Here is a 25,309-nt window from a genome sequence, read left to right on the forward strand (position 1 = left end):
CCCCGGGACCGGAAAACGCGTACGGCCACGTACCATGGCGGCATGTCCTTCCTCCGCCGCCACCGCGCCGCCACACCCGCCGGCCCGGACTTCGACGTCCTGGCCATGGACCCGGGGGACTGGCCGGGCAATCTCGGAGCCGGGCTGCTGCCCGCGCCCGACGGCAGCTGCCAGGGTGTCTTCCTCCGCTACGACCTCTTCGGCGGACGCGGCCCCGCGATGATCATCGGAAACCTCCCCGAGGGTTCTCCGGCCCGGGACCTGGAGGACGGACAGGTCCCCTTCGAGGTCGCCCAGCTCCTCGACGCCCTGGAGAACGAAGAGGACGTCGAGGTCACCGGTGCCGAGGACTGCCCCGTCATGCAGGGCGACAACCTCCTCATCGTCCGGAAGATCAAGCTGTCCGAGTCCCGCATCTCCTGCGTCCAGTTCGACCGCAGCGACAATGTGCTGGTCACCATCGCCAGCTGGGACCGCCCGATCACCGATGACCTCTACGCCCTCCTGAAGCCGCTCCCCGCCGAGCTCTTCCAGCAGGGCTAACGCGAGGGGCAGGGCCAGGGCGGGACCGGTCGCCCGGCCCCTGCCGGCCCGCCCGTCGCGCGTCCGCGATGCCGTTCGGACTCGAAAGCCGGTGCGGCGACCGCGCAGTTGGTGCCGTACGGGCAGCTCGCGGCCAGGCCTGGATCCGGTGCGCACCACGTCCCCACGGATCCACTCTCGGCATGATCCTCTCGCATCGGAGGGCCGGACGGCCCGGGGGGAAGGGACGAGGCGACAGGGGCACAACAGGGCTGTTCGGGCCATGTGCTGACCGAGCTCGTTCAGGGTGGCACGGGACGCGTGCTGCTGGGTGTCGCCTCTGACGGCCGCCTCGTCGCGGACCGGCAGGTGCAGGCCGAACTGGCCGAGGACGACGCAATTCAAGGCGCCGGAACAGGCGCGGGGTCTTCACATGACCGCGCCGCAGATGTGTTCTCGCTCGCCTCGACCCTCGTGACGGCCTGTACTGGCAGACCGCCGTTCGCGGGGACCTCGGTGCCGGGCGTGCTGTACAACGTCGCGCATTCCGAGCCGGACCTGGAGGCCGTGCCGCCGACGCTGCGTTCGTTCATCGGGCCGTGTCTGCCCAAGGACCCGGCGGCCCGGCCCACCCCGGACAACGCATCGCTTCCATAGACGCGTAGTGAGGCTGTTCGATCACGACACCAGCCGCACCGTCACTCCGGATCGTTCCGGGTTCGCGGCGCGGCACGTGTATGCGTGACTGAGCCCCGAAGGTGCTCGGCCGTCCGGCAGAGCGAACGGTTCGACGGCCGGAGGATGGGTTGCCAGCTCATGAACGAGCACAGGGCAGCATGATCCTGGCCGTGGCACCCGGGCCGACGTTCGCAACTTCCCTACCTCACGGCTCATAACAGAAGATCCACCGGAAACTCAACCGAAAGTTGCCATGAAACGCCACTTCACGCGTGCCGCGCGACTCTTAACGGCTCCCGTCCTCGCCCTCGCCGTCATCGCCCCGGCTCTCGCCCTCGCCGCCACTCCCGCAGCCGCCGCGACCGACGCGTACACCTTTACCAACAAGAACGGCACCCTCAACGCGACGGGCAACAACGACGGGAACCAGATCTCCGTCACTCCCGACGGCACCAATTACACGAACTGGCGCCTGATCAAGCTCAGTGCCCCCGGCACCTTCAACATCGCCAACACCTCCTCCGGGAAGTGCATCTACGCCACCCAGCCCGCCACCCAGCAGTCCTGCGGCAAGGACGGCGAGCAGTGGCACTTCCGCCCCGTCGACGGCAAGCCCAACACGTTCGGGATCGTCCGCCGCGACGACTCCAGCGGCATCGAGTACTGCATGGACAACCGGGGTGGCCTCCACCTGTGGGGGATCCTCGCCCAGCCCAACGCCTGCAACGGCAGCGCGAGCCAGGAATGGACGGTTCCCGCATCGAAGGCCGCCGAAGCGAAAAGCCTCGCCCTCGACTACTACGCGGACCTCTGTTCCAAGAAGACGTCGACCTGTTCGTGGACCGAGAAGTCTGAGGGACAGCCCGAGCTCCTGCCCCGCCAGATCGCCTCGTCCGTCTGGTACAACGGCACCGACAGCACGATGAAGCAGATCTTCACGACGATTTACCACTCCGGCTGGGCCCAGTCGTTTTCGGCTGGCGTCTCCACCTCCGTCGGGGTCTCCGTGCCGGTCCAGGCCATGATCTCCAGCCAGCTGGCCACGACACAGACCTACACCTCGGACGAGACGACGATCAACGGCATCGCCGTGGACGTCCCGTCGAAGAACTACGCCTGGGTCGACTTCGCGGCCGTCGGCAAGAAGGTCACGGGCACCTGGACCTTCGACACCGACAACCAGCCGTGGACCACGGATGCGACTGTCACGGTCCCCGTCGTCAACTCGACGGCCGGCTCCACGATGTACATCGCCCGCACCAGCGCCAGCACGCCGGGCAGTGACACCAGCAACACCAACGCGGACGTCAAGCCGCAGGTCCTGGCCAAGACCGAGAGCGCTGACCTCGACGTCCCCGAGGGCGCAACCGCGACCGTCGAGGACAATACGGTCAAGCTTACCGACGGCTCCGGCAAGAACATCGCCACCGTCCGGCCCGGCATCGTCCAGGAGCCGAACGGTGCCACGCACAAGGTCAGCCTCGCCCTCGATGGCAAGAAGCTCACCCAGACGATCGAAGGCGTCACCGGGGACACGGTTACCGGCACCGTGACGCCGCCCACCATCTCGGTGCGTGACGGTGTTCCGGCTGCCGCCCTGGCGCAGACCGCCGGCAAGCTGAACACGGCCCAAATGTCTGCGATGGGCCTCTTCGACAAGCCCAAGACCGAAGCCGAGTGGAACAAGTGCATGCTCAAGCACCTGGGCAGCAGCATCTATGTCGGCACGGTCGTGGGAACGGCGACCGGCGCCATGGCAGGCGGTGCCGGCGCCGTACCGGGACTGGCCATCGGCATGATGACCGGCACGGTCAAGGGACTTGGCCAGGCGATTTTCTTCTGCGGCACGGGCCCCAAGAAGTAGCCCCCGCATTTGCGGCCCCCCTCCCGCGCTGCACCAGGGAGGGGGGCCGCCCTTCTGACGGGCCACGGGGCTCGTACCCGGAGTGCCGGGCGGCGGTGTCAGCGGGTGCCGACCGCCGCGCGGACCGCTCTACGGGCCATTCCCGCGTCGTCGTGCAGGCGCCGCAGCAGCAGCCGCTGCTCCTCACCGGAGGAGACGGCCCCCGCCGGCAGCGGCCGGGTCGGAGCGGTCGACAGGATCGAACGCTGCACCGCCGTCTCGGCCATCCGGATCTCCCGGGTCAGCACCAGCATCAGGTTGACCAGGAAGGCGTCCCGCGCGGCCGGGCCGGCCGACTGGGCGAGGCGGCTGATCTGGCCGCGCGCGGCCGGGGCGTCGCCCAGGACCGTCCACAGCGTGGCCAGGTCGTAGCCCGGCAGGTACCAGCCCGCGTGCTCCCAGTCGAGCAGCACCGGTCCGGCCGGGGACAGCAGCAGATTCGACAGCAGCGCGTCACCGTGGTTGAACTGCAGCGCGGCCCCCGACAGTTTCACCCCGTGCAGCAGCTTCTGCAGGTCGCCGAGGTCCCGGTCGGTGAGCAGACCGAGCTCGTAGTCGCGCACGATCCGCCGCGAGTAGTTCAGCGGGCTGCCGAACAGCTCGGTCGGCGGACGCCACTGGTTGACCCGGCAGATCGCCCCCACGGCCGCCCGTACGTCGACCCGCGGCGGGGCCTCCACGGGGTGCCGTTGCAGCGCCGCCACCCGGCCCGCCATCCGCTCGACCACCAGCGTGCAGTTCTCGGGGTCCGCCGCGATCAGACGCGGCACCCGGACCGGTGGACGGTGACGGACGAACGTCCGGTACGCCGCTATTTCGTGCCGGTACCGCTCGCGCCACGCGGGCGAATGATCAAGTAAAACCTTGGCGACGGCGGTCATCCGGCCGGTGGTGCCCACCAGGAGGACCGACCGGCCGCTGCGCCGTAGCACCTGCACCGGCGCGAACTCCGGACAGATCCGCTGCACCGAGGCGAGCGCGGTCCGCAGTTGCGCGCCCTGGGGACCCGAGAGGTCGATCCGCCCGCTGAGCGGCTGCGCTCCGGTCACCGGCATCCGGCGTGCCCGCACGGCCTCCTGCACCGGGGTCGCGGGTCGGTTGGCTTCGAGGTAGGGGCCGCCGCCGGCCTGGAGCGTGCGGTGCGACCGGACCGGGGCGGACACGGAGGACGTTGCTGCGTACATGGCGTTACGGATCCTTTCGTGCGCCGACTGGTTTCGTACGCCGCCCCGCCGGACCCGTACTTCACCCTGGGGAGTTCCGCCGGTGACCGGGTCGGGGAGGCGCATTCCTACCTGACACCCGGCGAAGGGTGGCGGACCATCCGGCGTGCCCTGGCGAACCCTGGCGAATAGTCGCTGGGCACCTGACGGCGGGTTACTGTCAACTCAGCCGAGAACCTGGGGGCTTGACGTGAGCAAAGGTCCGAACACCCGCCTGAACGATCTGTTCGGCCTGGCCGGCTGGTCGAAGGGCGAACTGGCGAGGATGGTCAATCGGCAGGCGGCGGCCATGGGCCACCACCAGCTGGCCACCGACACCTCGCGGGTGCGGCGCTGGATCGACCTGGGGGAAACCCCGCGCGAGCCGGTGCCCACGGTACTGGCAGCACTGTTCACCGAGCGGCTCGGTCGTGTCGTGACCATCGAGGACCTCGGGTTCGTACGGCAGCGTCGCACCTCCAAACGGCAGCCGGACGGGGCGAAGGACAACCCCGACCAGGTGCCCTGGGCGCCCGAACGCACAGCCGCGGTCCTCACCGAATTCACGGGAATGGACCTCATGCTCAACCGTCGCGGTCTGATGGGCGCGGGCGCCGCGCTCACCGCCGGCTCCGTCCTCAGCAACGCCATGTACGACTGGCTCCACACCGACCCCGCCGCCACCGGGGAGGCGCCGCGCTTCGGCGGCTCCTCCCAGGCCGACCCGGCGGGCTACGACCGCTACGAAGCCGCCCCGATCGGCTCGCAGGAGATCGAGGCCCTCGAACGCTCCGTGGACGTCTTCCGCGCCTGGGACGCCTCCAGAGGCGGCGGCCTCCAGCGCAAGGCCGTCGTCGGCCAGCTCAACGAGGTGGGCGGCATGCTCGCCTACCACCACCCCGACCACCTCCAGCGGCGCCTGTGGGGGGTGGCGGCCAACCTGGCGGTGCTGGCGGGCTGGATGTCCCACGACGTGGGCCTGGAACCGACGGCGCAGAAGTACTTCGTCATCGCCGCGCACGCGGCCCGCGAGGGCGGCGACCGGCCGCGCGCGGGCGAGGCGCTGTCCCGGGCGGCACGCCAGATGGTCCACCTCGGCAAGCCCCACGAGGCGCTCGACCTGATGAAGCTGGCCCAGTCGGGTTCCGGCGAGCAGACGCTGCCGCGCACCCGGGCCATGCTGCACACCATCGAGGCCTGGGCGCAGGCCGCCATGGGGAAGGGCCAGGCCATGCGCCGCACGCTGGGCGAGGCGGAGGAGCTCTTCGTCTCCGACAAGGGCGATGTGCCGCCGCCGAGTTGGATGCAGCACTTCGACGAGGCGGATCTGCACGGCATGCAGGCCCTGGCCTACCGGACGCTCGCCGACCACGACGCCACGGCGGCGCCGATCGCGGCGCGCCACGCCAAGCAGGCGCTGCGGCTGCGCGGCGAGGGCTACCAGCGCTCGCAGATCTTCGACTACATCTCGATGGCCTCGGCCTGCTTCATCGCCGACGACCCGGAGCAGGCCGACCGCTACGCCCGCCTCGCGCTGGTCTCGATGAACGAGACCTCCTCGCACCGGACATGGGACCGGCTGCGCGAGATGTACCGGCTCACCGGCCAGTACGCGGGTTACGGGCGGATCGAGGACCTGCGGCAGGAGATCGCGTCGGCCCTGCCGGACGGCCCCGCGCAGCGCAGCGCGCGCGGTGCGGCGGTGTAGCTCCGCGCCCGCCGCGGCCACCCGCCGCCGTATCAACCCGGAAGCCCGCCCCGACGTCCACCCCGGAGCCCTGCCACCGGAGGCCCTGCCCTCCTGAGCCGACCGCTCAAGTCCTCGCCGAGGCCGCGCGCGGGCTCCCGTACGGAGACGAGAAAGGCCGCGCCTCCCGGCGCGGCCCTGAAGGCGCTGATCACCCCGGATGCTGCGAAGTCCCAAAAGCCCGAACGGCCGCATGGGCGGGGGGTTTCGGGCCGCGGGGTGTCGTCCTAACCGCCGACCCGGGCCACCAGCACGCAGGCGTCGTCCTCGCGCTCGCCCTCGCCGAATTCCTCGATCACCATCCGTACGCATTCCCGCGCCGAACGCGCCGACGAGAACCGCGGCGCGAGCGCCAGCAGCCGCTCGGTCCCGTCCGTCCGGCTGAACTCGATGCTGCGCGGTGTCAGCCCGTCCGTGTGCAGGATGAGGACGTCGCCCACTTCGAGCCGTTCCTCGGCCTGTCCGTACGCGGCACCCGAGGTCGCTCCGAGGAGCACGCCCTCCGGTGGCAGCAGGGAACGGCCCGATCCGCGGCGGAAGAGGAGCGGGGCGGGGTGGCCGGCCTGCGCCCAGGCCAGCACGCGGCGCGCGGGATCGTAGCGGCAGCAGACGGCCGAGCCGAGCGCGGGCTGGACGGAGGTCTCCAGGAGCTGGTTGAGCCAGCCCATCAGCGGACCGGGCTCGATCCCGGCCATGGCCATCCCGCGCAGGGCGCCCAGCATCATCGCCATGCCGGAGGTGGCACTCACGCCGTGCCCGGTGAGGTCACCGACCGTCAGCATCGAGCTGCCGTCGGGCAGTTCGAGCGCGTCGTACCAGTCACCGCCGATCAGCGCACTGGTCGCGGAAGGCAGATAGTGCGCGGCCACGTCCAGCGTGCCGGCGTTGCCCGGGAAGCGCAGGGAGCCGCGCCACGGGGGGAGGACCGCTTCCTGTAGTTCGACGGCGAGCCGGTGCTCGGTCTGCGCGATCTCCCGCTGGCGCTGGAGGGAGTCGCGGGACTCGCGCACGGCCCGCTGGCTGCGGCGCAGCTCGCTCACGTCCCGCAGTACGGCCCACATGGAGGTGGTGCAGCCGTCGGAGTCGAGCACCGGCTCGCCCCTCATGTGCAGGGTCCGCACCCGGCCGTCGGTGCGGACGATGCGGAACTCGCCGTCGATCGGCTTGCCGTCCACCAGACAGGCGGTGAGCCACGCCGTGAGCAGGGGCTGGTCCTCGGAGAAGAGGGTGGAGCCCAGTTCGTCGAGGGGCGGCGCGCCCGCCTCGGGGGAGCGGCCGAAGATCTGGAAGAGCTCGTCGGACCAGGTGGCCTCATCGGTCAGCAGGTTCCACTCGGCACTGCCGACACGGGTCTGGCGGTCCTCGCAGGCGGCCTCGGGCGCCGCCTGCGGCAGCTCCATCACCTCGGGCACGGGCGGCAGGCCCTCTTTGAGCTGGCCGAGGTGCTGGCCGAGGTCATCGAGGTGGTGGACCGCGAGATCGCACAGTGCGCGCTGCCAGCGGCCCTGGGCGTCGTCGTCGTCCACGACGGTGTCACGGCGAACCGCGTCCACCTCTCCCCGGAGCCGCCGGGTCTGTGTGATCAGCGCGTCCACCGACCCCGGCTCGGGCGGCTGCGCGGGACGGTCCGCGAACAGGTGGGACGGCATGAGAACTCCGATACAGGCGCGGCGCGGCCAAGTCTGAAGGAAGGACCGGTAACGACTGTTGCACAGGCGGCGACGGCCTGTAAGGCGTTTGGCAACATCCGCTACGGCCTTGCATCTGGCATATGCCGCAGGCCTCCCGACTGCCTCCCACCCCCCCTTTCGTGTGCGAATGAATTCGGTCAGCCGAGGTCAGGACACCATCAGCGGTACCGGGTGGATCTCGTCCGCGGGGTGCCCGGCACGCTCGTGGACGCGCTGGACGGCGTCGGCGGACGGTGCCTCGGACAGGCAGTAGACCATGCCTGCCTCGGGGTCGGCCCACGCCTTCTGGAAGTGCACGCCTTCATCGGCTTCGATGGCCAGGTCCGCCCGGTGGGCGGCCGTCAGCTGCTCGGATGTGATGCCTTTCATGCCCGTGTGGACATCCATGAATGTGGCCATTGCGGCACGTCTCCTTCCGTCTTCCGGTCCCTCCATCGTCCGCCCGCCGCGGCGGCTGGTCGACCGGGACGGGCGTGGGCCGCGGCGGCCGGAAACCGGTCCTCCGGACGTGGGGCGTCGAGCGTCTGGGCGAGGTGTACGAAAAGCGCGGGCGCGGGAGCAGGTGTGCGGAAGCCGGGTGGACGGTGTGCGCGGCCGTCCCCCGAACGGAGGACCCGCTGGCGGGCCTTCGCCCGTACGCGGTGCTCGCCGGCGCGGTCCCCGCGTGGCATCCGTACGCCGGCGGGCGGGGCCACTCCAGGGGTAGGCGCCAGGACCCGGACGGACCGCATCCGCTACCGTGAGCGAAGCACTGCATGTGCAGTGCTCATGACCTCGTGCCGCATCACCCCAGGGACCCCGCCATGCGCCAGAACCCCCAGCGCCGCGCCGCGCTCCTCGACGCCGCCATCGAAGTCCTGGCGCGCGAGGGATCACGGGGCCTGACCCTGCGGGCGGTGGACGCGGAGGCGGGCGTACCGACGGGCACCGCCTCCAACTACTTCGCCAACCGCGCCCAACTCCTCGTGCAGATCCTGCACCGCACCCGCGAGCGGCTGACCCCGGACCCGGCGGATCTGACCGGCCCGCTGGACACCCGGGTACTGCTCGGGCAGCTCGTCGGGCGGATGCGGCGCGAGCGCAGCGTGCACATCGCCATGCTGGAGCTGCGGCTGGAGGGAACCAGGCGCCCCGAACTCCAGGCGGAACTGGCCGGGTTCCAGAGCGCGGAGCTGGAGGCCAACGTCGCGTGGCACCTGGGGTCCGGGCTGCCGGGGGACCGGCAGGGCGTCGTGCTGCTGTACCTCGCCATGCTGGGCCTGATCGTGGACGACCTGACGGCCCCGGCCCTGTTGGAGCCCTACCCGGTCGAGGAACTCATCCGGGTGATGACCGAACGCCTTCTCCCGCAAGGGTCCCCGACTGACGGCGCACCGACCGATTGACCGACCGCAGGCCGAGCGACGACTGAATGACGACTGAGCGACGACTGATCAACGGCAGACGCGCGACGGCAGACGCCCGGGGGTCGGCAGGGCGGCCACCTCGATGCTCACCCGGCGAACTCACGCTCTGTGACGGCGACTCCGCCGATGCGGTCCCGGTCCGGCGTTAGGTGATCTTATGCTCAGGTTTACGCGAGTCAGCCTGGTTTTGCGGCCGGTGAGCGACTTTGATGGGTTTGCCAGGCCTCGTACCGGACTCAGGGGGACTACTCATGGGCACCGACCACAGCCAGAAGGACAGCACACCCGCACCCACCCTGATCGGTTCCGTGCAGCGCGCGCTGCGCCTCGTGGAAGCGATGTACGCGGAGGGCGGAGCGACGGCCAAGCGGCTCGCCCGGCTCACCGGCATTCCCCTACCCACCGTCTACCACTTGCTGCGCACGCTCAGTCACGAGGGCTACGTCCAGCGCGAGGGCGGGTCCTTCCGGCTCGCGGACGATCTTCCGCTCGCTTCGTGATCAGAAGTCGACGGGTTCCGGCCAACGTGCCGAGCGCTTTCGCGCATGTTCCAGCGGAAAATGCCAGAAGCCCCTTCCGTAGTGTGGAAGTTGAGTAGGTTCCTCCTGTCGCGCCGTACGACCGTGCGGCCAGCACGACTGTCGGGAGGGGAGCCCGCGTGCCCGGTATCGACGAGTGCCTGCTCGAAGCCATGGCCCTGCCCGGTGCGCGGGGGGCCGCGCTGGTCGACTGGAGCAGCGGGCTGGCCCTCGGCACCGCGGGGGACTCTCCCGTGGGTGACCACGAGACGACCGCCGCCGAGACCGCCGAGCTGGCCCGGGCCGCCGCCGAGTACGAGTCCTTCGCCCCGGCGGCGGCCGAGACCTTACCCGGCGCCGTGCCGGGCGGGCAGGGGCCCGGCGGCTCCGGCTGGGCGAGCGGGGTCCGCGCGGTGGCCGCAGTGGCCGGGGCGGGCGCCGTGCCCGCGGTGGCCGGGGCGAGCGGGGCCGGTCCGGCGGGCGACGGACCGCCCGTCGAGGACCTGATCGTCACCACCCGCACCGCCTACCACGTGCTGCGCTTCGTCGAGACCAGCTTCGACAGCAGTGTCTTCCTGCACCTGTGGCTCGACCGGGCCGACGGCAATCTCGCGCTCGCCCGCCACAAACTGCGCGTCCTCGCCGAGGGACTGGTGCTCAGATGACCACCCCGGCCACCGCCCCGGCGGCCTCCGCCGCCGTCTCCCCCCTCCTCACCCGGCTCGCCGCCGAGCGGGCCACCGGCGCCCTGCTGCGCGAGCGAGGCACCCTCTTCCTGGAGGACGGCCGCGTCGTCCACGCGGAGAGCCCGGCCACCCCCGGCCTTGAGGTCCTGCTCACCACCGGCGGCGGCCTGGCCCCCGAACGCTGGCGGGAGGCCGTCGACCGGGCCGGTGCGCACCGCCAGGTCGCCCGCTTCCTCGTGGACAGCGGCGGGCTGGCGGGCGGCGAGCTGGAAATATGCCACCTGGCCGCCATCTTCGACGCCGCGTTCTTCGCGCTGTCCCCCGGTAGCGGACCCTCGCGGTTCCGCCGCGGGGCCACCCACTGGATCGGCTCCTTCCGCTCAGTACCGGCCGCCGCCGTCGAGCGGGAGACCCGCCGCCGGCGGGAGCTGCTCGACGCCGTCTGGCCCTACCCCCTGCTGGACACGGCCCCGGTCGTGCCCCGCGCCGCCGCACCCGGCCAGACCGTCACCGCCCGCCAGCGGATCCTGCTGGCCCGGGCGGACGGCGTACGCACCCCGGCGGACCTCGCGTGGGTGCTGGGCAGACCCGCCTTCCACACCTTGCTCGACGTACGGCGCCTCGCGGCGGCCGGACTCGTGGAGACCCCGCACACACCGGGCCCGGCGCCGGCCGCGCCGTGTCTGCCCGACTGGATCACCGGGACCCAGCCGCCCGACGTGGCGCTGCTCCGCCGGTTACGCGACGCACTGGAGGCAAGCCTGTGAAGCTCCCGCTGCGACCGGCTCTGCGCGCCGACCGCTCCGAGCGGAGGCAGCCCGAAAGGAGAAAGGCCATGAGTGCGGTGCCCGCCGAAGCGGAAGCCGAGATACTCGCCGAGCTGCGCCGGCTGCGCGCCCGGGTTCCCCAGCTGACGGGCGCCCTCGCGGCCAGCGCCGACGGGCTGGTGCTCGCCCAGGACAGTGCAGCCGCCGAGGCAGAGCCGGTGGCGGCGCTGACGGCCGCCGCCCTCGGCGTGGCCCAGCGGCTCAGCGACAGCACCGGCCAGGGCGCGTTCCGCGAGCTGCTGGTGCGGGGCGAGCACGGCTACGTGGCCACCTACGCGGCGGGTGACGCGGCCGTCCTGACCCTGACCGCGGAGCCGCGCATCAATGTGGGGCGCCTGCACCTGGAGGCGCGGCGCTCCAGCCTCCGCATAGGCGAGCTCATCGAGCACACCCTCCGCCTGCGGGGCTCCGCGGCCCCTCCGGGGTGAGCGGGAGAGCGACCGAGTCCAGTACGACCCGTCCCAGTACGACCGAATCCCGGTACAGCGGAACGAGAAGGAAAGAGGAATTCTCATGGCCAACGTGGAGACCGCGCTCAAGGAAGCCACCGCGACGATCGACGGCGCCCTCGGCGCCGCCCTCGTGGACTACGGCAGCGGCATGGCCCTCGGAACCATCGGCGGCGGCAAGGAGCTCGACCTCGCGGTCGCGGCCGCGGGCAACACGGACGTGGTGCGCGCCAAGGTCCGTGCGATGGAGATGCTCGGGCTCAACGACGAGATCGAGGACATCCTGATCACCCTGGGCAGCCAGTACCACCTGATCCGGCTGCTCAAGGGCCGCGGCACCGCCGGCTTCTTCCTCTACCTCGCCCTGGACAGGGGACGGGCCAACCTCGCGATGGCGCGCCACCAGCTGAAGAAGATCGAAGCGGAGCTGGAGATCTGACCGGGGCCGCTCCTCGGAGGTGGCGGGCGGTTGAATTCTTTGCCGTCCGCCCCGACGATCAGCCGTCATATGCCCTGGATGGGTGGATTTTATGAATCTGTTACAGAGTAAGATGCTCTGATCAGCTGATCATCGCTAAAGCATAAAACGCTGGAGAACCCGCCACCCATGCCCCCGCGCCTGAGTATCGTCGTCCCCGTCTACAACGTCGAGCTCTACCTCGACGAGTGCCTGGAATCCATCGCCGCGCAGACCTTCGACGACTTCGAGGTCATCCTCGTGGATGACGGCTCCACGGACACCAGCGCCGTCATAGCCAAGGCCTTCGCCGCTCGGGACAAGCGTTTCCGTGTCGTCTTGCAGGAGAACGCCGGCCTCGGCGCCGCCCGCAACGTGGGCGCCCGGCATGCCAGCGAGGGCACGGAGTACCTCGCCTTCGTCGACAGTGACGACACCATGCCGACGTACGCCTACCAGCGGCTCATCGACGCCCTCGACGAGACGGGCTCGGACTTCGCCGGCGGCAACGTGAAGCGCTTCCGCTCGGTCGGCATGCAGCAGTCCTGGGGTCACCGGGCCGCCTTCGCCAAGACCCAGCTGAAGACCCACATCTCCAAGTTCCCGGCCCTGGTCACCGACCGCACCGCCTGGAACAAGGTCTACCGGCGCAGCTTCTGGGACGAGCACGGCTTCCAGTACCCGGAGGGCATCCTCTACGAGGACGCCCCGGTCAGCATCCCCGCGCACTACTTCGCCTCCAGCGTCGACATCATCAGCGACTGCGTCTACCACTGGCGCGTCCGCGAGACCGGCGAGCGCTCCATCACCCAGCGCTCCACCGACCCGGTCTCCCTCATCGACCGCGTGACCTCCGTACGGCTTGTCCGCGAGGCGCTCAAGGCCAAGCAGGGCGCCAAGTACGCCCGCTACCTGCGCGACTACGACTACAACGTGCTGAGCGAGGAACTCCCCCTCATCTACAAGTACGTCGGTGAGGGCGGCCCCGACTTCCGCGCCGCCTTCGTCAAGGAGGTCGGCGGGCTCGTCCGCGAGATCGGCACGGGCCCCTGGTCCGACCTGACCGTGGCCGACCGCCTCAAGGCGTACCTGGCCCGCGAAGGCCGCGTCGAGGACTTCATCGCACTCCAGAACCACCAGCGGGACTACCACTACAGCGTGCCCGTCAAGGGACTCGCCCGCCCGCAGGCGGACTACCCCTTCCTGCACGGCCGGCCGCCGGTCCCCGCCAAGATCCTCACCCTCGGCCCGCGCGAGCGACGCGTCGTCAGCCGCCTGGAACAGGCCGCCTGGGCCGACGGCAAGCTGCTGCTGCGCGGCTACGCCCTGCCCGGTCACCTCGGCGCGGAGAGCCGCCTCGGCTCGCGCAAGATGCTGGTCTTCCGCGAGGGGGGCAAGCGCCGCCGCTCGGTCGTCAGCGCCCGTACGGTCGCCTCGCCCATGGCCACCGTGAACTCCCCGCACCTCGCGCTGCGGCACGCCGACTGGGCGGGCTTCACCGCCGTCGTCGACCCCTCCATCTTCCAGTCGGGCGGCAAGTGGCACGACGGCATATGGACCACGTCCGTGGCCGTCACCGGCGCCGGAGGCCTGCACCGCGCCCGCCTCAAGGGAGGTGAGCACGACACCGGGCAGAACCCGCCCGCGCACTGGGTGGCCCCCGACGTGCGCGTCGTTCCAAGCGTCTCCGGCGCCCTCACCATCCAGGTGGAGACCGTCCGCGCCCGCGCCCTGGACGTCCGCCCGGCCGGCGACGACGCCGTCGAGATCGCCGGTGAACTCGCCGCCGAGGTCGGCTCCGACGCCACCCTGCGGGCCCTCCACGTCACCACCGGCACCACCCTCACCTTCCCGCTGGAGACCGCCGGGGGCGGCGCCGGCCGGATTCCGTTCACCGCCCGGGTGCCGCTGGCCGAGCTGGCCGCCGTACCGGACGCCGAATGCCAGCCCGGCGAGTGGAGCCCCGAGCCCTGGAGCCTCTGCGTCATCGGGTCCGACGGCGCCGAGCACCGCCTGGTGCACGACGAGCGCGGCGGATTCGCCGGGCTGGTCGTCCGCCTGCCCGGAGGGGACGCCGGCCGCACCCTCTTCGCCAAGCGCGGCAACACCGGGCACGTGACCCTCTCCGTGCAGCCCTCCCCGCCGCTCGTCGACGCCGTGGCCGCCGAAGGCGGGAGGGTGACCGTGCGGGGCCGGTTCCTCGCGCCCGTGGACGAGCCCTACGAGCTCGTCCTCCACAACGCGCACGGAATGGAATTCAGTTACCCCGTCACCCGCGACGGAGACCGCTTCGAGGCCTCGTTCGAGCCCGTGCTCCCCGAGGCCTACGCCGGGCGCACCACGCTCCCCGAGGGCCGCTGGTGGCCCACGCTGCGCCCCGTCGCCCAGGGCGGAACCACCGCCGGGCTGCTGGGAGTCGACCGCGGCGCGCCCGTGCAGATGGGCCCCGGCATGCTGTTCGCGGGACCCCACCCCTTCACCACGCAGGGCCGCCGGATGCGGGTGGAGACCCGCTTCTACGACCGCATGGTGATCGTCTCCGACCCGCTGCTCAGCCCGTACGACCGCTCCAACTTCGCCCAGCGCAAGGCCCGCTTCGAGACCTACCCGGCGCAGCGCGCCCTGCCGGTCAAGGACCTGGTCGTCTACGACACCTTCCAGGGACACGGCGCCGGCGACTCGCCCCGAGCCATCCACGAGGAACTGCTGCGCCGCGGCGAGAAGCTGGAGCACATCTGGCTGGTCCGCGACGGCCGGGCCGAAGTGCCCGCCACCGCCCGCGCGGTGCAGTACGACAGCGTCGAGGCCTGGGACGTGCTGGCCCGCGCCCGCTACTACGTCGTCAACTCCAGCGTGCCGCAGCACTTCCAGCGCCGCGCCGGCCAGACCGTCGTACAGACCTGGCACGGGACGCCGGTCAAGCAGATCGGCCACGACTACGTCCACGACTACTACACGAGCCCCGAGGTGCTGGAGGCCCTGGAGCACGACAGTGCCCAGTGGTCCCTGCTCGCCTCGCCGAGCTCGTACGCCACACCCGTCCTCAAGCGCGCCCTCGGCTACGACGGCGAGGTCATCGAATCCGGCAGCCCGCGCACGGACGCGCTCGTACGGCCCGACGCGCAGCGGAGCGCCGAGGTCCGGCGGCGGCTCGGCCTGCCCGAGGGCAAGAAGGTCGTCCTCTACATGCCCACCTGGCGGGAGAACCGGGAAGGCTTCTCCGGCGGCTACAAGCTCGACCTGCACATCGACCTCGACCACGCCCGGCGCGAGCTCGGCGAGGACCACGTCCTGCTGATCCGCGGCCACCACAACGTGGGCGAGCAGGTCCGCGACGGCGTGCGTGACGGCTTCGTCGTGGACGTCTCCCGCTGGCCCGACGCCACGGACCTGCTGCTCGTCGCCGACGTGCTGATCTCGGACTACTCCTCCGCGATCTTCGACTTCGCCCTCACCGACCGGCCGATCCTGCTCTTCACGTACGACCTGGAGCACTACCGCGGCACCCTGCGCGGCTTCAACTTCGACCTGGAGGAGAAGGCTCCCGGCCCGCTGCTCGCGGACTCGGCCAGCCTGATCGAGGCCGTGCGCGACGCGGACTCGGTCGGGGCCGCGTACGCGTCGGCGCGGGCGGCGTTCCGCGCCGAGTTCTGCGACCTGGACGACGGCCGCGCCACGGAGCGCGTGGTCGACCGCATGCTGGGGATGTCCACGACCGGTGCGGAGTAAAGCGAGCACGAGGAGTAAGCGGCGTCGAGTCGAGGCGCTGAAGACGGCTGAACACGACTGAACACGGCTGAACACGGCAGTCACAGACCGGCCCCGGGCCCACCGATGAATTTCGGGCCCGGGGCCGGTCTGTATGTGCGAGACGGCATCCATCCCCGGATTCCGCCGCCGATGCCCCTGGAGGCAGTCATGACCAGCAAGGGTTTCACCACGTGCCTGTGGTTCGACGGAAACGCGGAGGCCGCCGCGGAGTTCTACGTGTCCGTCTTCAAGGACGGCAGGATCGGCAGGATCGGCCGTTACACCGAGGCGGGCCCGGGACCGGCCGGTGAGGTCATGGTCGTGGAGTTCGAGATCAACGGCCAGAAGTTCGTCGGTCTCAACGGCGGCCCGCAGTTCGCCTTCACCGAGGCCGTCTCCTTCCAGATCCACTGCGCCGACCAGGCCGAGGCGGACCACTACTGGGAAGCGCTGACCGCGGACGGCGGCCAGGAGGTCGCCTGCGGCTGGCTCAAGGACAAGTTCGGGCTGTCCTGGCAGGTCATCCCGACGGAGGCCATCGACCTGATCAGCGACCCGGACCCGGAGCGGGCCACCCGCGCGAGCGCGGCCCTGCTGAAGATGAAGAAGCTGGACGTGGCCCAACTGCGCCGGGCCGCGGAGGGGGAGTGACTGAGCCGCCGGGGGGACTGAGCCTCGGGGGAGCGGCTAAGGGGTGTCCGCGATACGGGCCAGGAGCGCCGGGAGCGCGGTCCCGATCGGTTCGCGCACGACCTCGTCGGCGAGCGGGTCGTACGGGGTCTCCTCCGCGTTCACGATGATCAGGCGGGCACCGGCCTCCGCCGCCATGCCCACCAGCGAGGCCGCCGGCTGCACCTGGAGGGTCGACCCCACGGCGATGAAGACCTCGCAGCCCTTGGCCACGGCCATCGCCTGCGCCAGCACGTGGGGGTCGAGCCGCTCGCCGAACATCACGGTCGCCGCCTTGAGGATCCCGCCGCACGCCCGACAGGCGGGATCCGGCTCCCCGGCGGCGACCCGGGCCAGTGCCTCGTCCATCCCCGAGCGGGCCCGGCAGGCGGTGCAGACGACCGCCCGGGCAGTGCCGTGCAGCTCGAACACCTTGCGCTCGGGCATCCCGGCGAGCTGGTGCAGACCATCCACGTTCTGAGTGATCACCCGCACCGGAGTACCGGCGCGCTCCAGCCGGACTACGGCCCGGTGGGCGGCATTGGGCCGCGCGCCGAGGGCCCCGATCTCGCCGCGCATCCGCCACGACCGGCGCCGGATCTCGGGATCGGCCATGTAGGAGGCGTAGGTCACGAGCTTCTCGGCATCCGGATCCCGCCGCCACAGGCCCTGCGGCCCCCGGTAGTCCGGAATACCGGAGTCGGTGGACATCCCGGCCCCACTGAACACTGCGACGAGCGGCTTCCCCATACGACCGACCCTACGTACGCGCCCCGTGCGTCCGCGACTCGATTACCGGACCCACCGGTCGCTCAGCCGCCCGCCGGTCCGCGTCCAGCAGCTGCTGGAGGCGCGGGAGGCCGGAGGCCACCAGCACCCGGCGCAGGCAGCAGGCGGCAGACCGCGCCGTCGGCCTTCACCTCGGAGATGCCGGCGTGGCGCTCACACTCCGCCCCGAGCACCGGACGTGCGTACGAGGCGTGCACCATCAGCGCCATGCCCCCCGCGACCCCGAGCCTTGCCGCGGGAGGGGGCCGAAGGGCTGTTTCTGGGGTGAATCAGGCCCCCACAGGAGTGAGATCCGAGCCCTCCCCCTCCCGGCCCGCCCGCCCCGGCGGCTACAAACCCGACATGAAGCTCAAGCCGTACACCCTTGGCGCCCTGCTGCTGACCCTGCTCGCGCTGCTGGCACCGTCCCCCGCGCCCGCCCTCGCCGCCCCCGGCACCTCTCGGGACACCCACTTCGACGACACCCGGCGCCAGCACAGCGCCGCGCAGATCGCCCTCTTCCTCGCCGGTTTCTACGGCACCCGCGGGCCCACCCCCTACGACCGGGAGCACCGTGTCTCGCAGGTCCTCAAGGACCGGCAGAAGGCACACCCGGAGGCCGACGTCCTGCTCTGCGCCCAGAACACGCCGCAGGCCACGGTCATCGGCCCGGTCACGGTGGCCCCGGCGGCCGGAGTCGGCTGGGCCACGGTCACGACTCATTGGGGCTCCGGCGCCACCGACACCTTCACCGCCTACGTGCGCCTCGACTCGCGGCCCATCCGGCTGGACGACGTGATCTGCGCGGGCTGACCTCCGTACGCCGGCCCCCTTGGGCCCTGTGAGCCGGACGGCGGTCGCACGACGCCGCCCGGCCCGAACCGATGTCACCGCACCTGAGGTCCATGTCGCCTCAGGCCTATGTCATCTGAGGGAAAGTCAGCCGAGGTCGCATAAGCCCCCCTCGCGCAGCCCGTCAGAAGTCGAACAGCACGCCTGTGGTGTTCTGCAGGCCGCACGGGTTGCCGAAGGTGTAGGAGTAGCCGAGCCGGCGGCCCTCCCACACGCCCACGGCCGTCACCGTCATCGGATTCCACTCCCTGGTACACGCGACGTTCGCCGCGGGTGCGGTGATCGCGTCCAACTGGGCGCTGTGCGCCCGTAACTCGGCGCATGCGGCGACCGGGTCCGGGTGCGTCCCGCGGGGCGCCGGAGCGCAGACGAGCGTCACCGCGCGCAGTACCGTACCGCCGGTGTCCTCCCCGGCGCTCACACTCAGCACGAGCGCGGACGGCGCGTACAGGCTCGCCGTACCAGCCGTCGCCTTGCCGCCCGCCGCCGTACCGGCCGTCGCCGCACCGGCCGCTCCGGGCCAGGCCAGAGCGGTGAGCGCGGTCAGCGCCATGGCGGCGGTTCCGAGCCCGAGACTCCTTGCGATGGACCGCATTTCGAACACTCCCTTGCGTGGTTGCTTCGGATAACGGACGTGAGTCTTGCCCACGCGGCCCATGAACGCCCGTTCGGACCGCTGTTTCTCGTCACCGATCGTGTACGAATGACTGCAGACCGCGGCGGTGTCACCGGGTTGACCAGTGCGGGAGCAAGCCGGCGAATCGGCCGAACACCGCCCAGGAGACCCCCGCGAAACCCTCGCGAGACACCGGTCGGGGCAACGACGGTGCCTCCATGACCCCACCCCACGGCGCCGGAGCGGTGACCCCCGGGGGCTCGGCACGCGGGGCGGGGAGACGCGCCCTAGCCGGCTGTGAGCCGCGGCGCGTACAGGTCGAGCAACCGGGTGCGGGTCTGGTTCAGCCGGAGGGCGAGGACGCGACCGACCCAGTGTCCGACTGCCGAGCCGAAGGCCGGATCGGCGTCCATGAGCAGCCGTACGCCCGCCGCGTCGAACTCGTACGCGCGCACCGGTGTCATCGCTTCGGCGCTCAGCTGCCACACGTACGGCGGGAACAGCCACGACCATCCCACGAGCTCACCGGGCCCGAGATTCTCGACGGGCGCGGGCCGGCGGCCCGGCACCGGGATCTCCAGGGTCACCGTGCCGGAGCGCACGATCCAGAAGGCGTGCGCCGGTGCGCCTTCCTCGAAGAGCCGCGCGCCCTCGGGGAAATTGACCTCGCGGGCCTGTGACATGAGCCGTCCACGATGTTCGGTGGACAGGACGGCTGCGATCCGGATGGGGGAAGGTGTGCTCACGACGGCCTCCGATCAGGACCCCCCGGGACGCTGCTGCTTCCCCCAGTGTCGCCGACACCCGCCCGATTGGGAGCAGGTCCGCAGCGGCTTCCTTACGGCCTCGGGTCGTGACGTGGCTCGTGACCTGGCTCGTGACCTGCGGAAGGGCCGCTTCAGGGCCTGCCGGGCCCCGGAGCCGCCGCCTGGCCGACCCGCGCCGGGGCCCGCCCGGGCGCGGTCGTGGCTGCTCCTCCGTGGCTGTCCTCTGGGGTCGTCCGTAGGCTTCGTGCTCCCCGTGCCTACTCCTCGGCGTTCGCCTCCAGGCAGGCCAGCTCCATCGCGTCCAGCACCGCCTCGTGGCTGCGCTGGCTGAGCTCGGCGACGTTCTCGATCTGCGCCGTCGCCCAGGCGGCCAGGGTCATGACCAGCACGCGGAGCCCGTCGGTGCCGTGCTCGGCGAGGATCGCGTCCGCGACGGCCATGGCGTCCTCCGGCACCTGCTCGGGCGGCTCCAGGCCCGCGAGACCACGCAGCATGGTGAGGGTGCGGCGAGAAATCTCCGGCGTCATCCTCGCCAGCCGCATGTCTTCTTCTTCGTCCATCCGCCCGCCCTCCGTGCCCGTGTCCTGCCCAGCCCCTTCAGGGCACGGTAGAGGGACGCGGCCGCCCGCGGGGCGGTTTCCGCCAGGGTGCCCGCCTGAACCCCGGGCGCCGAGCCCCGCCCCCTCGTACAGGCCGCGCGGGCAGTACCAGGCGTGACGGCTGCGGACCCCGGCCCTCTCCGCGCCGACCTCGCAGGGCGGCCCGCTCCGGCGCTCCGCCGGTGCCCGCCCGCCAGGGCAAGGCCCAAGGCGGCCCCGGCCAAAGCCGAGGCCGTCCGCCGAGCCCACCGGACGCCGGTAAGGCATGGCATCCGGTGCCGCGCAAGCGCAGGGCCGGGGGTGCCGGGCTCGGAACCGCGTCGGCCGCACCCTCGCCGGCCGCACCCTCGCCGTACACGGGCGCCTTGCCGCGGCCCAAGCGGCTGCCGGTCCGCTTCGCGGATCGCGAGCTGCATGCCGTCCGCGTACTGACCGTGCTGCCGTCCTTCGAGGCCACCGGGCTGGCACCCTGCTCCGGTCCGCCGGTCGGACAACGCAGCCGTCCGCGCGTGCGATTCGGCATCCGATACGTCAAGTCGGGTGAACGCCGTGCCCATTCGTCCTAGGGTGCGCCCGTACGCATGGCCGGGAGAGGCTGTCCGCCCGCTTCCGGCCGTTGACCTACACGGCCGCGAGCCAGCCGGCGGGACGGTCGTACCGCAGCACCGAACTGGGGGGTTCATGCGTAGATCCAGAGGGTTGCCGACCGCCCTCGCTCTGTCCCTGGCCGTGACCGGCGCGGGCCTCGGCCTCGGCCTCGTCCCGCAGGCGGCGGCCGTCACCCCGCCCGTCGCGTTCACCGCCGACGCGCTGTCCACCTGGCAGCCCAACGGCATCGTCTGGGCCCTCGCCGAGGCGGGCGGCCAGGTTTTCGTCGGCGGCACCTTCTCCACGCTGCGCCCGCCCGCGGGTGGCGGCGGAAGTGAGCGGCCCGCCGTGAACTTCGCCGCGCTCGACGCCGCGACGGGCGCCCCGACCTCCTGCACGCTCTCCTTCACCATCGGCACCGGCACCGCGACCGTCCGCGCTCTCACCCTCTCGCCGGACAAGAAGACCCTGTACGCCGGCGGGTATTTCGGCGCGGTCAACGGCACCCCGGTCTCCAGCGTCGCCGCCATCGACGTGGCGACGTGCGCCGTGAAGCCCTCCTTCCGCCCGGCCTTCGCCGCCACCGTACGGGCCCTCGCCGTCACCAAGGACACCGTCTACGCGGCCGGCGACTTCCGCACCGTCGCGGGTCAGCCACGCTCCCGCTTCGCCGCGGTCGCCGCGACCGACGGCGCGCTGCGTCCCTTCACGGCCGACGCCGACGAGCCGGGCCGCGCCGTCGAGGTCACCCCGGACGGTTCCGCCGTCGTCCTCGGCGGTGACTTCTTCACCGTCAACGGCACGGACACGCACGCGCTGGCCGTCGTCGACGCGAAGAACGGCGCGCTCACCACCTCGTACGCCGGATTCATCGAGACCAACTCGGTCGTCAAGGACATCGCGACCGACGCGACGGGCTTCTACACCGCGAACGAGGGCACGGGCGGCGGCGTCTTCGACGGCCGCATCGCCCTCGACCTCGCGGACTTCGGCCAGCGCTGGCGCGACACCTGCCTGGGGGCCACGCAGGCCGTTCTCCCGTACCGCAGCGTTCTCTACAGCGCCTCGCACGCCCACAACTGCTCCAGTGTCGGCGAGTTCCCCGAGGGCCGGCGCCAGCATCTGCTCGCGCAGCCGACCACCGGCACCGGCAAACTGGGCTGGGCCCCGGACACCAACGACGGCATCGGGGAGGGCATCGGCCCGCGCGTGCTGACGGTGGCATCCAAAGGCGGCGTCCAGTACCTTTGGGTCGGCGGCGAGTTCACCACCGTCAACGGCGCGGCGCAGCAGAGCCTGACCCGCTTCGCCTCCACGGGGGACACGGGCGCCCCCACCGTTCCCGTCGCGAGCGCGGTGAGCTTCAAGCCGGGCGAGGCCCAGGTACGGTGGCGCACGAGCCTCGATCTGGACGACAGCACGCTGACGTACAAGGTGTACCGCAACGGCGCGGCCACGCCCATCGCCACGGTCACCGCGGACTCGCTCTTCTTCCGGCGCCCGCAGGCCTCGTGGACCGACACCACCGTCACGCCGGGCCAGTCGTACGCGTACCGCGTGACGGCGGCCGACGCGGCCGGCAACGTCAGCGCCCTCTCGGCGACGGCGAGCGTGACCGTGGCGACCTCGGTCGCCGGCTACCCGAGCCGGATCCGCGCGGACGGCGCCCAGCAGTACTGGCGTTACGACGAGTCGGCCCTGCCCTTCGTCGCCGATTCCTCGGGTGGCGGCAGCGGCAGCGGCGTGCACCTGAACGGCCCCGCTCTGCGGCAGACGCCCGGCGCGGTCTCCGGACCGAGCACGGCGATCGGCTTCAACGGCGCGGACAGCGGGGTGTACGGCGAGAAGTTCCAGACGGTGGGGGCCAGTTACACCATCGAGACCTGGTTCAAGACCAACACCACCCGGGGCGGGAAGCTCTTCGGCTTCGGGAACAACCAGGCACTCGCCAGCAATCGGTACGACAAGCACATCTACATGACCAATGGCGGGAGGCTGGTGTACGGCGTCTACACCGGCGGCGCCACCCGAACCATCGCCACCAGCGGCGCCTACAACGACAACACCTGGCACCACGTGGTCGCCACCCAGGGGCCCGGCGGGATGACCCTGTACGTGGACGGGGTCCAGAAGGGCACCCTCGGCGTCACCACCCACGAGGACTACTCCGGCTACTGGCACGCGGGCGGCGACAGCCTCGGCGGCTGGCCCGACCGCCCCACCAGCGAGTTCTGGGCGGGGCAACTGGACGAGACCGCCGTGTACCCGACCGTCCTGAGCGCGGGCCAGGTGCAGAACCACTACCACCTCGCCTCCGCACCGGCCGACTCGGTCGTCGGGCTGACCGCCGTGGAGGACACCTACGCCAACGCGGGCGGGCCCGCAGCCAATTACGGAAGCTCGGGTTCGCTCGCGGTACGGGGCAGCTCGCCGTACACGAGTTACCTGCGCTTCCACCTGCCCGCCGCGCCCGCCGGTACGGTGCTGAAGTCGGCCGCGCTCAGCGTGAAGACCAGCACCATGAGCGCAGCCGGGACCACGGACACGGTCGCGGTGGTCCCGGTCACCGGCTCCTGGTCGGAGGGCGGGACGACCTACAACAACCGGCCGGGGCTCGGCGGCCCTGCGCTCGGCAGCTTCACGGGGGTCCCGGACGGCTCGGCGGTCCACACCACCGGTCTCAACGCCGCAGCCGTCGCCGGGGCGCTCGGCGGCAGCTACAGCCTGGCGCTGAGCAGCACGGGTACGGACGCCCTGTGGCTGTGGTCCTCGGAGGCAGCGGCCAACGAGGGGACACCCCGCCTGACGCTGACGTTCGGGGCGCCGTGACCTGAGGACGGCGGCGGGGGGTCTGGGAAGGGGATACGAGGAGGGGGCGCGGGCCGGCTGTGTCGGCCCGCGCCCCCTCGCGTGGGGAGCCGCCGCCGGCCCGCACCCTCGGGTCGGGCCCCGCCGCCGGCCCCCGCTGACGGCGCCGTGCCCCGTCAGCGCGGGGGCTCCACCTCCAGGAAGCGGCGCCGGCGCGGGCCCCGGTACAGCAGGCACTGCCACCCCAGCCGTTCCAGCAGCGCCGCGCAGCCCGTCAGCCGCTCCTGTTCCTCCTCGGCGGCGCCGGCGCCGGGCGGTCCGACCCAGGACACCGCCACCCGACCCGGCTCCGCCGCGTCGCTCACGCGGTAGCCGGTCCGCGTGCGCCGCCCCTGCGCGTCCACCGCCGAGGGCGTGGTGCCCTCCGCCTCCAGGACGAGGGCCACCGCGCGCGCCATCTGCCGCAGCTCCCAGGGGGCGGGAACCGCCGTGCCCGCCCGGCCGTTGACCAGACGGCGGATCTGCAGAAGTCCCTCGTATGCCGTGCGCAGCTCGGCCTGCCGCCCGGCGCCGGCCGGCAGCGCCGGTCCGTCGCCGGTCGCGGGCTCGAAGCCCTGCCCGGGTACCGTCACGCCCACCACCCCCGCCCGTCTGAGTACCTCATACCCGCCAGCCTGAGTATCCGCCCCGATCCGCCCCCGCGCCGCCGGTGATCGAATCAGGGCATGACTTCCGACGCCCCGCGCGGCGCGCCCCGCCCGCGCATGCAGCACGTGACCACCGCCGGTTCGGCCCTGGCCGTCGCCCTGGTCCCGCTGGTGGTCGGCGTCCTGCTCGCCAAGGCCATGGCCGCCGACCCGATGACCCCGGTCAACGCCCTGATCGCGGGCGGTGGTCAGCGGGCCGGCCTGCCGCGGGGCGAGTGGACGCGCCGCCGCCTCCACACCATGCGCCGGCTGCGGACGGCCCGCCGGGACACGGCCCGGCGGTGTGCCTCCGCGTGTGGGCGCCGCGCCTGGACTCCCGCGTCCGCACACCCGGAGCCCGAGCGCCCGGGCCTGAACAGCCCAGCCTGAGGATCCGGCCCGGCGAGCGGAGCAACGACGGAGGCAGGGCAAGGCCGGGGCGGTCGGGCGGGACACCGCCCGCTCAGCGACCGTACTGGCGCCGGCACAGATCAACGACGGGCTCCGGTACGGTGCCCTCCGCGGCGGCGCACAGCTCTTCCATACGGGGTGCCGCCGGCGGCCGGTGGGGGCGCGGCGCCGGGGGCTTGAGCGGCCGCACCCGCCGGGGCGGGGCCGCTTTCGCGGGCCGCTCGGCGGGCGACCGCGGCTTCCTGGCCGTGGCCCGCCCGGGCGACGGGTCCGTAGGGGGACCGGTCGCCGTGCCCGCGTCCGCCGGGGGCGGCCCCGGCAGATTGCCGAGCGGCAACGCCCGGGACGCGGGCGGCTCTGCTGTCATGTCCGGCGCACCGAGCGGCGGTACGGAGCCACGCACGGGCGCCGGAGCCTGCGGGCCGACGGATACGCAGCCGGCGCTCGCGAGGAGCGCGAGGAGGGAGAGGGGCACGGCCCGGCGTAACTGCATCCCACCACCTTGCCGTACGGCCCGGCCGCCCGGGGCCGCATCTCACGCGTCCGGGTGACGCCGTCCGGCTCGGCCGAGCGAGTCGGCGGGTCGCTGGGTCGCTGGGTCGCTGCGACGGGCAGACCGCGGACCCGAAGCGCGAGACGGGGTCAGCGGTGGCCAGTGTGACGTAGGACCGTTCCGGTCGCACCGGTACGGCGGAGCGGCAGGCTAGCA

At 72.1% G+C, this 25,309-nt stretch carries 23 protein-coding genes; 15 read left to right on the plus strand and 8 right to left on the minus strand.

The annotated features are described in order from the left end of the window. The first annotated feature begins 42 nt into the window (after positions 1 to 42). The 3 genes from ACWDX7_RS13150 (at position 43) to ACWDX7_RS13160 (ending at position 3,064) form a co-directional block, all read left to right on the plus strand. Positions 43 to 543, plus strand: coding sequence for a hypothetical protein (locus tag ACWDX7_RS13150; protein ID WP_451488375.1), 501 nt, complete (start codon positions 43 to 45; stop codon positions 541 to 543). Between the two features lie 264 nt (positions 544 to 807). After that, entirely contained in the window at positions 808 to 1,179 is a 372-nt protein-coding gene (locus tag ACWDX7_RS13155; protein WP_451488376.1) for a hypothetical protein, read from the plus strand. A gap of 274 nt (positions 1,180 to 1,453) precedes the next feature. Continuing rightward, positions 1,454 to 3,064, plus strand: coding sequence for an RICIN domain-containing protein (locus ACWDX7_RS13160; RefSeq protein WP_451488377.1), 1,611 nt, complete (start codon positions 1,454 to 1,456; stop codon positions 3,062 to 3,064). 98 nt (positions 3,065 to 3,162) lie between these two features. Here the strand turns inward: ACWDX7_RS13160 and ACWDX7_RS13165 are convergent, their stop codons facing one another. Next, entirely contained in the window at positions 3,163 to 4,287 is a 1,125-nt protein-coding gene (locus ACWDX7_RS13165) for an aminoglycoside phosphotransferase family protein (RefSeq protein ID WP_451488378.1), read from the minus strand. Between the two features lie 229 nt (positions 4,288 to 4,516). On the opposite strand from ACWDX7_RS13165, the gene ACWDX7_RS13170 reads away from it, so the two are divergent. After that, a complete protein-coding gene (locus ACWDX7_RS13170) occupies positions 4,517 to 6,013 on the plus strand; it encodes a DNA-binding protein NsdB (RefSeq protein ID WP_451488379.1) in 1,497 nt (498 codons plus the stop codon). A 266-nt stretch (positions 6,014 to 6,279) separates the two neighbouring features. On the opposite strand, the gene ACWDX7_RS13175 is transcribed toward ACWDX7_RS13170, so the two are convergent. Next, the gene (locus tag ACWDX7_RS13175) at positions 6,280 to 7,701 is read right to left on the minus strand and encodes a PP2C family protein-serine/threonine phosphatase (RefSeq protein ID WP_451488380.1); all 1,422 of its coding nucleotides are present in this window, start codon (positions 7,699 to 7,701) and stop codon (positions 6,280 to 6,282) included. 189 nt (positions 7,702 to 7,890) lie between these two features. Continuing rightward, entirely contained in the window at positions 7,891 to 8,142 is a 252-nt protein-coding gene (locus ACWDX7_RS13180) for an SCO4226 family nickel-binding protein (RefSeq protein ID WP_451488381.1), read from the minus strand. Positions 8,143 to 8,546: 404 nt separating this feature from the next. Between ACWDX7_RS13180 and ACWDX7_RS13185 the strand changes: the two genes are divergently transcribed. The 8 genes from ACWDX7_RS13185 to ACWDX7_RS13220 all read left to right on the plus strand — a co-directional run bounded on the left by ACWDX7_RS13185 (position 8,547) and on the right by ACWDX7_RS13220 (position 16,487). After that, entirely contained in the window at positions 8,547 to 9,128 is a 582-nt protein-coding gene (locus ACWDX7_RS13185; protein WP_451488382.1) for a TetR/AcrR family transcriptional regulator, read from the plus strand. A 272-nt stretch (positions 9,129 to 9,400) separates the two neighbouring features. Next, positions 9,401 to 9,649 carry a helix-turn-helix domain-containing protein gene (locus ACWDX7_RS13190; protein ID WP_355415779.1) on the plus strand — a complete coding sequence of 83 codons (249 nt, stop codon included), beginning with the start codon at positions 9,401 to 9,403 and terminating at the stop codon, positions 9,647 to 9,649. A gap of 158 nt (positions 9,650 to 9,807) precedes the next feature. Continuing rightward, on the plus strand, positions 9,808 to 10,332 hold the full coding sequence (locus ACWDX7_RS13195) for a hypothetical protein (RefSeq protein ID WP_451488383.1): 525 nt from the start codon (positions 9,808 to 9,810) through the stop codon (positions 10,330 to 10,332). After that, entirely contained in the window at positions 10,329 to 11,120 is a 792-nt protein-coding gene (locus tag ACWDX7_RS13200) for a transcriptional regulator (protein ID WP_451488384.1), read from the plus strand. Before ACWDX7_RS13195 ends, ACWDX7_RS13200 begins: the two co-directional genes overlap by 4 nt. A gap of 68 nt (positions 11,121 to 11,188) precedes the next feature. Continuing rightward, a complete protein-coding gene (locus tag ACWDX7_RS13205) occupies positions 11,189 to 11,608 on the plus strand; it encodes a roadblock/LC7 domain-containing protein (RefSeq protein ID WP_451488385.1) in 420 nt (139 codons plus the stop codon). 85 nt (positions 11,609 to 11,693) lie between these two features. Then, entirely contained in the window at positions 11,694 to 12,068 is a 375-nt protein-coding gene (locus ACWDX7_RS13210) for a hypothetical protein (RefSeq protein WP_451488386.1), read from the plus strand. Positions 12,069 to 12,236: 168 nt separating this feature from the next. Continuing rightward, positions 12,237 to 15,815: a bifunctional glycosyltransferase/CDP-glycerol:glycerophosphate glycerophosphotransferase gene (locus ACWDX7_RS13215; protein WP_451488387.1), complete on the plus strand. Its 3,579-nt coding sequence runs from the start codon at positions 12,237 to 12,239 to the stop codon at positions 15,813 to 15,815. A 189-nt stretch (positions 15,816 to 16,004) separates the two neighbouring features. Then, positions 16,005 to 16,487 carry a VOC family protein gene (locus ACWDX7_RS13220; protein ID WP_451488388.1) on the plus strand — a complete coding sequence of 161 codons (483 nt, stop codon included), beginning with the start codon at positions 16,005 to 16,007 and terminating at the stop codon, positions 16,485 to 16,487. A gap of 36 nt (positions 16,488 to 16,523) precedes the next feature. On the opposite strand, the gene ACWDX7_RS13225 is transcribed toward ACWDX7_RS13220, so the two are convergent. Then, positions 16,524 to 17,255, minus strand: a complete 732-nt coding sequence (locus ACWDX7_RS13225) for an SIR2 family NAD-dependent protein deacylase (protein WP_451488389.1) — start codon at positions 17,253 to 17,255, stop codon at positions 16,524 to 16,526. A 381-nt stretch (positions 17,256 to 17,636) separates the two neighbouring features. Here ACWDX7_RS13225 and ACWDX7_RS13230 point away from each other — a divergent pair, with 381 nt between their 5' ends. Next, positions 17,637 to 18,086 (plus strand): hypothetical protein, encoded by a 450-nt coding sequence (locus ACWDX7_RS13230; RefSeq protein ID WP_451488390.1) that lies wholly within the window; start codon positions 17,637 to 17,639, stop codon positions 18,084 to 18,086. Between the two features lie 163 nt (positions 18,087 to 18,249). Here the strand turns inward: ACWDX7_RS13230 and ACWDX7_RS13235 are convergent, their stop codons facing one another. From ACWDX7_RS13235 to ACWDX7_RS13245, 3 genes are all read right to left on the minus strand, one after another. Beyond that, positions 18,250 to 18,720, minus strand: a complete 471-nt coding sequence (locus tag ACWDX7_RS13235; protein WP_451488391.1) for a subtilase-type protease inhibitor — start codon at positions 18,718 to 18,720, stop codon at positions 18,250 to 18,252. Positions 18,721 to 19,028: 308 nt separating this feature from the next. After that, positions 19,029 to 19,487: a Crp/Fnr family transcriptional regulator gene (locus ACWDX7_RS13240; protein WP_451488392.1), complete on the minus strand. Its 459-nt coding sequence runs from the start codon at positions 19,485 to 19,487 to the stop codon at positions 19,029 to 19,031. A gap of 278 nt (positions 19,488 to 19,765) precedes the next feature. Beyond that, a complete protein-coding gene (locus ACWDX7_RS13245) occupies positions 19,766 to 20,068 on the minus strand; it encodes a hypothetical protein (protein WP_451488393.1) in 303 nt (100 codons plus the stop codon). A gap of 720 nt (positions 20,069 to 20,788) precedes the next feature. Here ACWDX7_RS13245 and ACWDX7_RS13250 point away from each other — a divergent pair. Continuing rightward, positions 20,789 to 23,524, plus strand: a complete 2,736-nt coding sequence (locus ACWDX7_RS13250) for a DNRLRE domain-containing protein (RefSeq protein ID WP_451488394.1) — start codon at positions 20,789 to 20,791, stop codon at positions 23,522 to 23,524. Positions 23,525 to 23,679: 155 nt separating this feature from the next. Here ACWDX7_RS13250 and ACWDX7_RS13255 read toward each other — a convergent pair whose 3' ends face one another. Then, complete coding sequence (locus ACWDX7_RS13255) at positions 23,680 to 24,135, minus strand: hypothetical protein (protein ID WP_451750466.1); 456 nt, start codon at positions 24,133 to 24,135, stop codon at positions 23,680 to 23,682. Between the two features lie 93 nt (positions 24,136 to 24,228). On the opposite strand from ACWDX7_RS13255, the gene ACWDX7_RS13260 reads away from it, so the two are divergent. Continuing rightward, entirely contained in the window at positions 24,229 to 24,579 is a 351-nt protein-coding gene (locus tag ACWDX7_RS13260; RefSeq protein WP_451491675.1) for a hypothetical protein, read from the plus strand. Positions 24,580 to 25,309: the final 730 nt, after the last annotated feature.

It is taken from the genome of Streptomyces sp. NPDC003034, assembly GCF_053591375.1.